The sequence below is a fragment of the Psychroserpens mesophilus genome (genome assembly GCF_000826645.1).
GTDB classification, from domain to species: domain Bacteria; phylum Bacteroidota; class Bacteroidia; order Flavobacteriales; family Flavobacteriaceae; genus Psychroserpens; species Psychroserpens mesophilus.
This window is the reverse complement of record NZ_JXJP01000020.1, coordinates 148459-162564: the sequence shown is the minus strand read 5'-3', so window position 1 is coordinate 162564 and position 14106 is coordinate 148459. Positions and strand designations below refer to the sequence as shown.

Genomic DNA, 14106 nt, shown 5'->3' with positions numbered 1-14106 from the left:
GAAAAAGCACTCTAATTAGAGTGCTTTTTTCATTATTTAATTTTCTTTTCTACATTTTAATAATTGTATTATTTATCTTTGGTTTAAACCATTATTTATAAATGAACGACAGTATCATTCTCATTCTAGCTATGCTTATTTCGGCTTCTGTAGGCGCTTATTTCGGCATGTTATTTATTAAACTGAAAAGTAAAAGCGAACAAAGCACACTTGAAGAACGGCAAAATCAGATGTCTGCCACAATTGAAGATTTAAAACTAAACCTTTTAAAACTAGAATCTGAACGTGAAGAAATCAGACGTGAGAAAGAGTTTTTAAATACCGAACTAACCCGAAAGAACACAGAATTTGAAAATCTTCAGCAGCAAAATTTGAAACGTGATGAAGAATTAGAAGAGCGTCAAGAACAATTAAGGAAAGACTTTGAGCTTTTGGCCACGAAGATATTAGATGAAAAATCTGAGAAATTCACGCTTCAGAATAAAGAAAATATCAAGAATATTTTAAATCCGTTACAGGAAAAAATTCAAATTTTTGAAAAGAAAGTTGATGACACACAAAAGGAAAGTATCAGCATGCATTCTGCTTTAAAAGAGCAGTTACTGGGTTTAAAAGATCTTAATCAGCAGATGACCAAAGAAGCCACTAACCTAACTAAAGCCTTAAAAGGCGATAGTAAAATGCAAGGAAATTGGGGCGAATTGGTATTAGAACGTGTACTTGAAAAATCTGGACTAGAAAAAGATAGAGAATATTATGTACAACAGAGTTTTAATTTGCCTGATGGTACTCGAGTGCTTCCAGATGTGGTGCTACATCTTCCAGATAACAAAAAAATGATTATAGATAGTAAAGTGTCGTTAACCGATTATGAGCGTTTTGTGAATGCTGATGATGAAGAAAGAACCTTCCATCTCAAAGCGCATATCAATTCTATTCGAAAACATGTTGATCAACTTTCGGCTAAAAACTATCAGGATTTATACGACATTGAATCTCCCGATTTTGTTTTGTTGTTCATTCCTATAGAACCTGCGTTTGCAGTAGCCATTAATGAAGATAACTCCTTATACAATAAAGCTTTTGAACAAAATATTGTCATAGTAACACCTTCTACCCTTTTAGCAACGCTTCGTACCATTGATACCATGTGGAACAATGAAAAACAACAGCGAAATGCCATTGAAATTGCCAGACAAGCTGGAGCGCTCTACGATAAATTTGAAGGTTTAGTAAAAGACTTAACTGGAGTTGGCAAAAAGATTGACGATGCTAAAAAAGATTATTCTTCAGCAATGAATAAGCTCGTTGAAGGTCGAGGGAATTTAATAACCAGTGTTGAGAAACTCAAAAAAATGGGTGCCAAAGCTAAAAAGTCGCTGCCAGAAAAGATTTTGAAACGCGCTCATGACGACGACGACGAATAACATGCTCTATGAACTATAAAACAATAGATTCTTCTCGAATCAGTATGTCACAATTAATGCAGCCATCGCATTCAAATTTCAGTGGAAAAATTCATGGTGGTTACCTGTTGAACTTAATGGATCAAATTGCATTTGCTTGTGCTTCAAAACATTCTGAAACCTATTGTGTCACAGCTTCAGTTGATACGGTCGATTTTTTAAATCCGATTGAAATTGGCGATCTGGTGACCTTAAAAGCGTCGATCAATTATGTTGGAAAAACATCAATGGTTGTTGGAATTCGAGTAGAATCTGAAAACATTAGAACTGGAGACATCAAACATTGTAATTCTTCATATTTTACGATGGTTGCTAAAGATGATCACGGTAAATCAGTTGAAGTTCCTGGCTTAATTATTAATGATAAAACTGAAATCAAACGGTTTTTGAAAGCTTTAAAACGCAAGGAAACAAAGGCTTCAAGACAAACTGAATTTAATAGTGCAGATTTTACACATACCGATTACCTTGATGACTTAAAATCCTATAGAGTTAGAATTGAACTTCCAGAGAATTATTAAAAATGTATTCTTAAAATAGCATTAGGTGTAATTCCCAAAGAACGCTGTAATGTTTCATGTATCGATCCATTATTAACTCGATAAAAATTATTAATCTCATTTCTTCGGTTTAATATATTCCATATAGAAATACCCAAATCGGCTTTGGTTTGTTTACCTATTTTAAAATCGTAAAGCACAGACAAATCTACTCGGAAATAATCTGCTAGTTGACTGGAATTAGAGCGTTCAAAATTAATTGTATTATCGTCAATTTCGTTTAGAACTTCAGGCAATGTTGTTGGTCGTCCAGAATGCCAATTAAAGCCTGCCGACAACTTTAAATACTCCATTGTATAAGCCATTCCATAGGTAATGGTATGGTTGATATCAAAATTGCTAGGAAAGGTCTTTTCAGGTAATGAAGAAAAATTATACGTACTTTTCATATACGAATAGCTCAGCCAGGTATTGAAATTCTGAATTTGTTTTCTCAGAATAACATCTAACCCATAAACATCATAATGGCCTCTGGTTTTTACAAATTCGTATTGATTCTGAAATCCTTGACTTTGAGTTGTAATTCCATTGACATATTTATAATAACTGTCAACACTTGCCAACCAACCCTTTTTATTATAACTAACACCAAATGACACCTGTTTACTTTTTATAACAGGAATATCCAAGTCATTTGATAATTGCCATCGTCGCTTTTCAATACCGAGAAAATCATTCTGAAAATTTATAACCTGAGAAGTATTTTGATGTTTAAATTCGCCAAGAACTTCAAAAGAAAAATCATTCAAGAACTTATGAATAAAGGTCAGTCTAGGCTCAACAATATGCTTCTTAAATTTATTCATGTAATTATATCTGACTCCGAAATTTAAAGTGGTTTTATTATTGAAAGATTTATAGTTGAATTGAGAAAACAGACCATGTGTTGTTAGTACTTCAGACACTAAAGACCTGAATCGTGGATTATCAACATCATCAAGATTTGTGATTTTTGTCTCCACAATATGATAGCCATTTAAAAGTTGAACGTTTTCGTTGAGCTTATAACTTGTGTGGAGTTTCACACTGGTTTCTGAAACAATATTCTCCTGCTGAAAGCGTTGCTGTTCAAGAATATTCGCGTTGTTTGCTTCAAGTTTATAATCGGTTTCATAAATTTCAATAGCAGATTGCCATTTATCATTCCAGATACGATTGTACTGTATGGCTCCAGCAATGCTATGTTGACTTAAATTACTTTGTCGTGATGTCTCAAATTGATTATTTATAGAATTTTCATTAAACCGAAGTTCATTATAAGTGTTTAAAAAATTAACCTGAAGTTGATCTCTATCTGAAATATTATAAATCCATCGCAATGCGGTGTCATAAAAATCAAATTCCTGATCAGAATTGACAATATTAGTTGTATTGCGTTCAACTTCTGTGTTTTGTGAAATTCGCTTGAAAAAATTGGTATACGTCGGTGTTTCAGCAACAGCACTAATTGATTTTCGTGCAGCAACCTGAAGCGATGATTTTTCACTAATAGGTATATCGGCAAATCCATTGGCATCAATAAAATTAACACCCAAACTTCCTTTAAAAGTATTATTGATTTCTGAACTCGTTTCCATAGAAATAGTACCCGAAACACCATCTGTAAGTGACACTTTGGTTCCATTTTTAAGCACATTGACCTCTTGGGTTATTTGCGGATTAAACATAGATATCAATCCGAAAAAATGTCCAGACTGATACATTTTTATACCATCCCAAAGGATAAGATTTTGATCATGACTGCCTGCTCTAATATTGATATTAGAAACCGTTTCATTATTACTTTGTATTCCGGGAAATGCTTGAACAGCCTGTAACACATCAGTATCTATTACTCCTGGAAGAATATCAAATGCTTTAAAATCGATATCATACGATCCATTATTGAGCTTATTAATTCCTTTGATGATGTATTCAGATAAAACAACTTCAGATAATTGTTGCAACTCAAAGATGTCCTTTTTAGAGCGCACTAAAATAAAGGTTCCATCTAAATTTTCGAATAAAAATGGTGTATTTGACTCAAGATAACGTAACAATTCTTCCAGAGTAAAATTTTCAGAAGGCGTAACAACAGTGATTCCTTCTAGCTGATCTTCTGCATAATTAAACTGAATATGATAGCGTTTTTGAAGACTTAAAAACACATCAGTTAATGGCAATCTATCAGCAGTCTTTTGAGCATGTAGTCCAAAAGAAAAAAGTAAAAAGATTAGGTATATAAAGTATGGTTTATTCTTTATTGCCATAAATTATAACCTCATTTGCTGCATTGGTTTTATAGCTTAAATCCATTGGTTGTGTGATTGAAAGTAGTGCGTTTTCAATATTATCATGCTCAAATCCACCTGTAAATAAACGGTCTTCATTGATGTGTTCAACTATAATTGTCATGTCGTACTGTCGTTGTAGTTCAGCTATGACCACTTTAAGCGGAACGGCTTTAAATCTACTTTGATTTTGTGTCCATTCAGGTTGACTTGCAGTAGTGTTATCTTGACTAAATTCGTTATTTAATAATCTGAATGTGTCTCCTGCTAATAGTGTTTCCAAGTAAGTTTGAGAGGAGACTTTTACGATGCCTTCAAAACACTGTACCTCAAAATAATTCTCACGTTGCTTTACGTTAAACTCTGTACCAACAACAGTGACTACGCCTTGACTCGTAATTACTTCAAAGGTATTTCCTTTAGCGACTTTAAAAAAAGCTTCGCCTTGAAGTTGTAGTTTCCTTTGGCTTTCCCAGTCGTTTTTATTGTAAGTCAATTGGGAACCAGAATTTAATATCACACTCGAATGATCTGGAAGTTCTATAGTTGTTTGTTGACTGACTAGAGTTTCTATCATCACTTGATTGCTTTTAAAAAATGTGACATAGATACCTAATGTTATAATAACAACACTGGCAATTTTTAATATTGGTTTGAACCAATGCAACTGTTTAGACTTCTGATTTTCATTACGATAATTTGATTGTAAGTCTTTAAAGGTATTTGGCTTTGAAAAATGAGAAGCTTTAAATTGTTTGGCACCATCTGTAATGGCTTGATTTAACTTAAAATCCTCTCCTTGCTCGAACAGTTGTTTTTCGGCAGGAGTTAACTCATTATTTAACCATTTTCGGATTAGATCTTCTTTATTCATAAATCGATATACTAATTATATAACAACTTCAATTGCATTTCTCCTTACTATTTTAGTTTAAACCCTTCCAGTTCTTTCTTCAAAATACTAAAGGCACTGTAAATTCTGTATTCTACAACTTTTTGAGTAACTCCTAAAATCTCGGCAATCTCACTATGTTTCTTACCCTCTGCTTTATTTAATAAAAATGCAACACGCTGTTCGTCACTTAAATTTGCAAGCACCTTTGTGTAACGTTGGTAAAACTGTTCCTGCTCTAAAATAAATTCTGGAGTTTCATTGGTGTGAGATTGTGGTGTTAACTTTTGATGATTTAAGACCACTTTCCTGTGTTTGATATCGTTAAGCACCATATTATTGGCTACTGTAAACAGAAACGATTTTGCTTTACTCAAAGTCACTTTCTTACAATTATCCCAAAGCTTTATAAATGCTTCTTGCGTTTTATCTTTCGGATTAAATTGTGAACCATATTTATAGTATAAAAAATCGTGAACGTCTTTTGAATATGTATTATAAACATGCTCAAAAACTTTGGCTTCGCAGATATTCTCTTTTAGATCTTTTGGCAAGGTTTAAATTTTATGTTTTAAAGGTATATAATTATTTTATTATTCTTTTCAGGAGTTTTTAAACTTCAGTTGTTATATATTAAAAGCATTACAATTCAAAGAAATGCATCCTTATGAAAACATCTTTTAAATTCCTATGTGTGTTGTTATTCGCTTCAGCTGTTGTTCTAACATCATGCAGAAAAGAAGAAACTGAATTCATCGAAACACCACCTGAAGATACTTTAGAGCCTAATTCTACTATTGCAAATTTAATGCTTCGAACAGTTACAAATGATGGTTCTCACGATAATATTTTAGATGCTGCCAATTGTTTCAATTTAAAGTTTCCAATTACTGTAACTGCTAATGCTACTGAAGTCGTCATTAACAATACGTCAGATTATGATAAAGTTGAATCTATTTTTGATGAAGAATACGACGATGTAAATGACTTAGAAATAACTTTTCCAGTTACGATTATACAAAGTGATTATTCTGAAGTTGTCATCAATTCTAATAGCGAATTAACTAGTTTCGCAGCAACTTGCAATGGTGAAAACAGTATAGATGACGATATTGAATGTGTAGACTTTATCTATCCTATTTCGGCTTCAATATTCAATACAAATAATGAGATTTTATCTACTGAAGTGTTCACAGGTGATAAAGCGCTCTACAATTTTATAACGGCTATTTTACCGGAAGATATTGTTTCAATAGATTTTCCAATATTCATAGAACTTTCTGATACGACACAGCTACAAATCAATTCAATGCTTGAATTAAAATCCAGTATTGAAAATCATCAAAACGATTGTGATGAGGATGATGATTTTGATTTTGATGATGATGATTGCAACCACTGCACTCAAGAACTGCTTGCTGAGTACTTGACTGGCTGTCAAGATTGGTATGTTGATAAATTAAAGAGGGAAAGCACAGATTACAATGCGATTTATGAAGGTTATGATTTTAACTTTTTATCAAATGGTACAGTTTCCGTGTATTGGAATTCTACTACTGTTTACGGCACATGGTCCATGACGGGAACAGCAAATGATATTACAGTGGACATAGATATTCCTGCATTGACTTTATGTAATAATAATTGGGAATTACAAGAGATTAATACGACTTCTGGGTTAACAAAAGTTGATTTGATACTTGATTTAAATGACAGATTACGCTACAGAAATAGTTGTAATTAACGCACCATATTATGAAAAAGAAAAATTGGATTAGTCATTAATAATTAGGGATTTAACATTGTTAAAATTAAACTGCTTTGATCTTAAAACATCGAAGCAGTTTAAACCCAAACTAAAAATTTAACACGATGCGAAAACGAATTGGTATTTTGGCTGTTATAGTTATTGCACTGATAATTGGTTATAGTTATATTAATCAAAGTCATAGAGATATTGAATATGAAAATGCAGAGTTTAATGTGAACGCCATTGAAATAGCATCTAATTTTTCTGAAAATACAAGTTTAGCTGAAACCAAATATCTAAATACAACAATTGAAGTTAATGGAAATATTACAGAAGTCAACTCTAATTCAATCACCTTAAATGACAAAGTGTTTTGTCAATTTACTAAGGCTATAGAAACAACATTAAAAAGCAATACGACAGTAAAGATAAAAGGACGAGTGATTGGCTATGATGACCTACTGGAGCAGGTAAAGTTAGATCAATGCACCATAAATTAAAAATTAAGTATTAACCAAAACCATTACATATTATGAAAACAAATTACATTTTAAATTTTTTATTAGCCATTGCTATTTTTACTTTGGCTTCACAGACTTCAGATGCTCAAATTAGAATGATTGAAGTTGATCCAGCTACTAATACGGTAAAAATTCGCAATTATGGTAGTACAACTGTTGACTTAACCTCATATTGGTTTTGCCATTTATTTACATACACGCAATTAGGCTCTGGAACCGTTCAAAGTGGCTCTCTAAATTTAGGTCCAGGACAAGATGTTGTTGTAACGGCATCGTCAAACTTTAATGACGCTTCTTCAGATTTAGGATTATACCAAACCTCTTCATTTGGATCTACAACTTCAATGCAAGATTTCGTGCAATGGGGAACTTTCGGACAAGGACGCGAAAATATTGCAGCCATGAAAGGTATCTGGACTGCAGGAAGCTTTATTAATGTTTCTCCGCCTTATCAATATAATGGCGATGGAAATCAAAACGGATTTCAGTTTTGGGATACCTTATTAGGAATTAGTGACTTTAATCTTGGATTAAACTTAAAGTTATATCCAAATCCTTCGGATGATGTATTGAATATCACTTTACAAAATAGTGAAGCTAATTTAGGTATTCAGCTGTATGATATTCTAGGAAAATTAGTAATCCAAAAAACGATCAACACAACTGATTTAGCTCAAATTGATGTTTCTGAATTAAAAGAAGGGTTGTATCTGGTTAAATTCACAATTGGTGATTCAACCGAAACGAAACGTTTCATCAAAAACTAAAATTTACATAAGCCAAATGCTTACTCTATTAGCATTTGGCTTAAAATTTTTAAAATCTTAAAGCATTAGCTTCTCAAATTATAAGCTAATTTATACTTCAATAGTTATTCTAAATTATTTGGAGGTGGAATCCTATGTTCAAATACTAACTATTTAAAGAATACTCATTAATTTTTTAATCTATCAATTATGAAAAAAGTTCTTTTCATGTGTCTCTGTGCACCATTGTTAGCAATTGCTCAGGATGATTTATTAGGTGAAATTGATATCGACACGATCAACAATCAATACGCATCTGCGGCATTTAAAGGTTTAAAAATTGTTAATTTTGAATCCACCAAACTGGTAGCAAAAAAAGAGTTTACTTTTATTGTTTCTCATCGATTTGGAAGTATAGAAAATGGATTTGACAGCTTTTTCGGACTTGATGATGCTGTGACACGTCTAAACTTTGTTTATGGCATTTCAGATGCTGTAAACTTTGGTGTTTCCAGAAGTTCATTTCAAAAAATATATGAAGCTTCAGCAAAATATAGACTATTGAGGCAACAGGAAAACGGATTTCCATGTACTATTGTGGGTTTTAATTCCATATTAGTGAATACCTCATTAGAAAAAGACAATCTTCCAAAATTAAAATTTAGAGACCGACTTGGTTATACTTTGCAATTACTCATTTCAAGGAAAGTTAATAGAAATATTTCATTAGAATTAGCACCAACATTTTTTCATGACAATTATGTTCAACTCAATAACCAAGATAACTCACAGTTTGCTCTAGGAGGAGGTTTCCGATACAAATTAACCAAACGCTGGTCATTTAACGCAGATTATGGTTTACACCTCAACAGAGCCGATAATTCTCCTTTTAGAAACCCTTTATCTATTGGTATGGATTTAGAAACTGGAGGTCATGTCTTTCAAATGCATTTTTCAAATGCACAAGCCATGAATACGAATGGGTTTTTAGGTCAGGCTACTGGAAACTGGAGTGATGGAAACATCTATTTCGGATTTAATTTAAGTCGAGTATTTTAAAACATTAGATTATGAAACATCAATTTATATATTATCTCTTTGTTTTACTATTGAGCTACAATTGCTCTAATGTCAGTGAAGACGATTTAATCGATTCAACACCTATTACAGAAATTGTTACATATCAATCTCATGTTAAGTCTATTATAGACAATAACTGTATTTCCTGTCATAGTAATCCACCTATCAATGGAGCTCCAATATCGTTAACAACGTACAATGAGGTTAAAAGTGCCATTGAAAATAATGGCTTAATAAGCCGAATATCATCAGAGGATTTAAGTTTTGTAATGCCATTTGGAGGTCCTCGTCTTCCACAGAATTTGATAAATATTGTGATTCAATGGGAAGCAGATGGATTATTAGAAAACTAGTTAAATAACTAAATACATTAAAAATGAAAACTATAACTCTTTTATTACTTCTTGCGTTTTCAAGTACTTTTGCACAAAACAAGTTTATCACAAAAACAGGTGTCATTAATTTTGAAGCATCTGTGCCTTCATTTGAAGAAGTTGCAGCAACGAACGCGTCTGTTACAGCAATTGTGAATACCGAAAATGGTGAGATTGCTGCATTAGCATTAGTTAAAGGGTTCCGATTTAAAAATGCATTAATGGAAGAGCATTTTAACGAAAATTATGCTGAATCAGATAAGTTTCCTAAAGCTACTTTTAAAGGCAAAATAGAAGATTTCAGCTTAGAAAAAAATGAAAACACTTATCTTCTCAATGGAGAATTATCATTTCAAGGAAAAACTAAAGCAATTGAAAATATTAAAGTTAAAACTTCAGTCGTTGGAGATAAAATTATATTGACTGGTGAGTTTTTAACTAAAGCATCCGATTTTAATATTGAAATTCCTAAAATCGTAAGCAATAAAATTACTGAAGATATAACGATTACTTTTCAATTTGAATTGGTCAAAAAATGAAAAACCATCAGAACGAACTGATGGTTTTTTATATGTTGTATAAGTTTGAAAGTTTTATTGTTTTACAAAACGCTTAGTCTGCGTCGAATTATCTGAGGAAATTCTGATAATGTAAACACCACTATTCCAATTAGAAACATCCACTGATGTTGAGGACAATGCATCAATTGATTTTGAGTATACTTTTTTACCCAAAACATCATAAACAGAAATGGTAGTATTCTTGGCATTCTGAGGTAAATACACATTTAACTTTGAAGTTGCTGGATTTGGCGAAATTGAAAATTCATCAAAAGCTACTACGTCATTTGTACTTAGAGTAGTCGAAGCTGTAATATCATTTAAATCCATGACACGCAAACCTGACTCACCAATCCATGATGCGGATGGATTACTGAGAATACGCATTTCAACAACACTAGCCAATACTTGAGCAGCTGTTAAACCCGAACCTCCTGGTAAAACTGTAAAATCTGAAGGCTGAATAGGAATGGTAACTTCTTGCCATCCAGAACCAGCTGTGATCACAACAGGATTAGTTGTTACCATTTGAGTCACAGGGAACGAATTTGAATCTTGATCTGCCAATCCAATTCTTAAATTTATATCTCCAGAAGTTGCTCTAACATCCATTTTAACAGCAACCACGCCTTGTCCGATAAAATCTCCTGACCATTGTGCATTTCTTGAAAAAATTAGACATTTACTTCCACCTCCATTACTAGATCCAGTAGTCGTATAACTAAAATAACCGTCACCAGCACCATCAGGTCCACCATCTGCTGGTGTTGTAATTAATATTCCAGCAAGTGTAGAACTACCAATAGTCCATCCTTGAGGTGTATTGTCTTCAAAATCATCCACTTGATTGGCAACAACCTGTGCACTAGCAACCGAAGATGACAATAAGAAAGATAGTATAAGTAATTTTATTTTCATAGAATAGCTTTTATCGAGCTAAATTAGTAATTTTTAGTTAACTAGACCATGCTGTTCATCGAAAAAATAGATTATTTGCTCAAATACATCTTTCTTCTTGAATATAAGTTGTAAAACTCGTCGTCTTTTAAACTATCAATAAATAAGATACTTTCACCTGTACTCTTCATTTCTGGACCTAATTTTTTATTCACATTAGGAAATTTATTAAATGAAAATACTGGTTGTTTTATGGCATAACCTTCTAATTGAGGATTAAAATTAAAGTCTGTCACTTTTTTCTCGCCTAACATAACCTTAGTCGCATAATTTACGTAAGGTTCTCCATAGGCTTTGGCAATAAATGGAACAGTACGTGATGCTCTAGGGTTAGCTTCAATGATATACACCATATCGTCTTTTATAGCAAATTGGATATTGATTAAACCCACAGTATTCAATGCTAAAGCTATCTTTTTTGTGTGGTCTTTAATTTGTTGCATCACAAATTCACCAAGATTGAAAGGTGGTAATGTTGCATTACTGTCACCAGAATGTATTCCACAAGGCTCAATATGTTCCATAATACCAATGATATACACATTTTCACCATCACAAATAGCATCTGCTTCAGCTTCAATAGCACCATCAAGATAGTGGTCTAAAAGCAACTGATTTCCTGGCATTCTTCTAAGTAAATCTACGACATGCTCTTCAAGTTCTTCTTTATTAATGACGATTTTCATGCCTTGACCTCCAAGAACATAAGAAGGTCTAACTAATATTGGAAAATCCAGCACATCAGCAATTGCTGAAGCCTCATCAGCTGTAGTAGCAATATCAAACTGTGGATAAGGAATATTATTTTCTTTTAAAAGGTTAGAAAAACGTCCTCTATCTTCAGCCAAATCTAAAGACTCATAAGTAGTTCCGATGATTTTTATACCATAGCGATCTAATTTTTCAGCTAACTTTAAAGCAGTTTGACCTCCTAACTGAACAATAACACCTTCAGGTTTTTCATGACGAATAATATCATAAATGTGTTCCCAAAATACAGGTTCAAAATAAAGTTTATCAGAAATATCGAAATCTGTTGAAACGGTTTCAGGGTTACAGTTAATCATAATGGTTTCGTAACCACATTCAGAAGCTGCTAAAACACCGTGAACACAGCAGTAATCAAACTCGATTCCTTGTCCGATACGGTTTGGTCCAGAACCTAAGACAATAATCTTTTTCTTTTCTGAAACCTTACTTTCATTTGCAGAAAATTTGCTTCCATCTGGAGTTTCCACCTCGTTTTCAAACGTAGAATAGTAATAAGGCGTTTGTGCTTTAAATTCTGCAGCGCACGTATCCACTAATTTATAAACACGATTGATATTAAATTCATCACGCTTATTATATACCTGACTTTCCAGACATTTTAGCATGTGAGCAATTTGTCTATCACCATAACCTTTTTGTTTAGCCTCTAGCAATAACTCGCGCTCAATAGTATCGATTGTAAACTTTGAAATCTCCTTTTCCAGTTCGTGCAGTTCTTCGTATTGTTTTAAGAACCACATATCAATTTTAGTGATTTCATGAATTCTACTTAACGGAATTCCCATTTGAATAGCATCATAAATCGCAAACACACGATCCCAACTTGCATAGGTTAATTTATCAATAATTTGCTGATAATCTTTGTAGCCTTTTCCATCAGCTCCTAATCCGTTACGCTTGATTTCAAGAGATTGTGTGGCTTTATGAAGCGCTTCCTGAAATGAACGTCCGATAGCCATTACTTCTCCTACGGCTTTCATCTGAAGGCCTAAACGTCTGTCTGACCCTTCAAATTTATCGAAATTCCAACGAGGAATTTTAACGACTACATAATCTAAGGTTGGTTCAAATAATGCTGAAGTCGAGCCTGTAATCTGGTTACTCAATTCATCTAAGGTATAACCAACTGCTAATTTTGCAGCAACTTTAGCAATAGGATACCCTGTTGCTTTACTTGCCAATGCAGACGAACGCGATACACGAGGATTAATTTCAATAGCGATAATATCTTCATTTTCATCAGGACTCACAGCGAATTGTACATTACAACCACCAGCAAAATCTCCAATACTACGCATCATATGTATGGCCATATCTCGCATTTTCTGAAAAGTTTTATCAGAAAGTGTCATAGCTGGCGCAACTGTTATCGAATCTCCAGTATGGATTCCCATTGGATCCATATTTTCGATAGTACAAATAATAACAACGTTATCATTTTTATCTCTTAACAACTCTAATTCATATTCTTTCCAGCCAATAAGAGCCTTATCTATCATGACTTCATGAATTGGAGACACTTCCAAACCACGCTCTAATAATTCATCAAATTCTTCTTCCTTATAGACAAAAGAAGCTCCTGCTCCACCCAAGGTATAACTTGCTCTAATTACCAGAGGAAAACCAAATTCCTGAGCAATTTCCTTTCCTTTCAGGTAAGAATTTGCTGTAGCTTGAGGTGCCATGCCAACACCTATTTTAAGCATCAATTCTCTAAATTGCTCTCTATCTTCGGTGATATTAATGGCATCAATATCTACACCAATGATATCTACATTAAAATCTTCCCAAATTCCTTTTTCATCAGCTTCAATACAAAGATTTAAAGCCGTTTGTCCTCCCATTGTAGGTAACACGGCATCGATTTGAGGATGCTCTTTTAAGATTTTAATTATTGACTTTGTGGTCAATGGCAATAAATACACGTGGTCAGCCATTGTGGGATCTGTCATAATTGTTGCTGGATTAGAATTGATAAGAATCGTTTCAATTCCATCTTCACGTAACGATCGTAAAGCTTGTGTTCCAGAATAATCAAATTCACAGGCTTGTCCGATTACAATAGGACCTGAGCCAATAATGAGGATAGATTTTAATTTTTCGTTTTTTGGCATGACTTTTTTTTTATGGTTGCAAAAATAGGTAACATATAGGTACAA

The 14106-nt window shown here is 33.1% G+C and carries 13 protein-coding genes; 8 read left to right on the top strand and 5 right to left on the bottom strand.

The annotated features are described in order from the left end of the window. Nucleotides 1–101: 101 nt before the first annotated feature. Together rmuC and TD18_RS13430 are read left to right on the top strand one after the other, a co-directional pair. Nucleotides 102–1427, top strand: coding sequence for a DNA recombination protein RmuC (gene rmuC / locus TD18_RS13435; RefSeq protein ID WP_040253538.1), 1326 nt, complete (start codon nucleotides 102–104; stop codon nucleotides 1425–1427). An 8-nt stretch (nucleotides 1428–1435) separates the two neighbouring features. Further along, the gene (locus TD18_RS13430; protein WP_040253536.1) at nucleotides 1436–1987 is read left to right on the top strand and encodes an acyl-CoA thioesterase; all 552 of its coding nucleotides are present in this window, start codon (nucleotides 1436–1438) and stop codon (nucleotides 1985–1987) included. On the opposite strand, the gene TD18_RS13425 is transcribed toward TD18_RS13430, so the two are convergent. From TD18_RS13425 to TD18_RS13415, 3 genes are read right to left on the bottom strand one after another with little or no spacing between them, the layout of a single operon-like run. Further along, nucleotides 1984–4275, bottom strand: coding sequence for a TonB-dependent receptor plug domain-containing protein (locus tag TD18_RS13425; RefSeq protein ID WP_040253534.1), 2292 nt, complete (start codon nucleotides 4273–4275; stop codon nucleotides 1984–1986). The genes TD18_RS13430 and TD18_RS13425 overlap by 4 nt on opposite strands. Next, entirely contained in the window at nucleotides 4259–5170 is a 912-nt protein-coding gene (locus tag TD18_RS13420) for a FecR family protein (RefSeq protein WP_040253532.1), read from the bottom strand. The genes TD18_RS13425 and TD18_RS13420 overlap by 17 nt, the downstream gene beginning before the upstream one ends. 47 nt (nucleotides 5171–5217) lie before the next feature. Continuing rightward, complete coding sequence (locus TD18_RS13415; RefSeq protein ID WP_040253529.1) at nucleotides 5218–5742, bottom strand: RNA polymerase sigma factor; 525 nt, start codon at nucleotides 5740–5742, stop codon at nucleotides 5218–5220. A 113-nt stretch (nucleotides 5743–5855) separates the two neighbouring features. Here TD18_RS13415 and TD18_RS13410 point away from each other — a divergent pair, with 113 nt between their 5' ends. The 6 genes from TD18_RS13410 (at nucleotide 5856) to TD18_RS13385 (ending at nucleotide 10198) form a co-directional block, all read left to right on the top strand. After that, a complete protein-coding gene (locus TD18_RS13410; protein ID WP_040253525.1) occupies nucleotides 5856–6932 on the top strand; it encodes a hypothetical protein in 1077 nt (358 codons plus the stop codon). 128 nt (nucleotides 6933–7060) lie between these two features. After that, on the top strand, nucleotides 7061–7438 hold the full coding sequence (locus tag TD18_RS13405) for an OB-fold protein (RefSeq protein WP_040253523.1): 378 nt from the start codon (nucleotides 7061–7063) through the stop codon (nucleotides 7436–7438). A 32-nt stretch (nucleotides 7439–7470) separates the two neighbouring features. Then, entirely contained in the window at nucleotides 7471–8226 is a 756-nt protein-coding gene (locus tag TD18_RS13400; RefSeq protein WP_040253521.1) for a T9SS type A sorting domain-containing protein, read from the top strand. A 189-nt stretch (nucleotides 8227–8415) separates the two neighbouring features. Beyond that, nucleotides 8416–9264, top strand: a complete 849-nt coding sequence (locus TD18_RS13395; RefSeq protein WP_040253520.1) for a DUF5777 family beta-barrel protein — start codon at nucleotides 8416–8418, stop codon at nucleotides 9262–9264. A gap of 11 nt (nucleotides 9265–9275) precedes the next feature. Continuing rightward, on the top strand, nucleotides 9276–9638 hold the full coding sequence (locus TD18_RS13390) for a hypothetical protein (protein ID WP_040253518.1): 363 nt from the start codon (nucleotides 9276–9278) through the stop codon (nucleotides 9636–9638). A gap of 23 nt (nucleotides 9639–9661) precedes the next feature. Continuing rightward, the gene (locus TD18_RS13385) at nucleotides 9662–10198 is read left to right on the top strand and encodes a YceI family protein (RefSeq protein WP_040253516.1); all 537 of its coding nucleotides are present in this window, start codon (nucleotides 9662–9664) and stop codon (nucleotides 10196–10198) included. A gap of 54 nt (nucleotides 10199–10252) precedes the next feature. On the opposite strand, the gene TD18_RS13380 is transcribed toward TD18_RS13385, so the two are convergent. Both TD18_RS13380 and carB read right to left on the bottom strand, forming a co-directional pair. Then, entirely contained in the window at nucleotides 10253–11137 is an 885-nt protein-coding gene (locus tag TD18_RS13380) for a T9SS type A sorting domain-containing protein (protein WP_040253514.1), read from the bottom strand. A gap of 71 nt (nucleotides 11138–11208) precedes the next feature. After that, on the bottom strand, nucleotides 11209–14061 hold the full coding sequence (gene carB, locus TD18_RS13375; RefSeq protein ID WP_040253511.1) for a carbamoyl-phosphate synthase large subunit: 2853 nt from the start codon (nucleotides 14059–14061) through the stop codon (nucleotides 11209–11211). Nucleotides 14062–14106 lie beyond the last annotated feature (45 nt).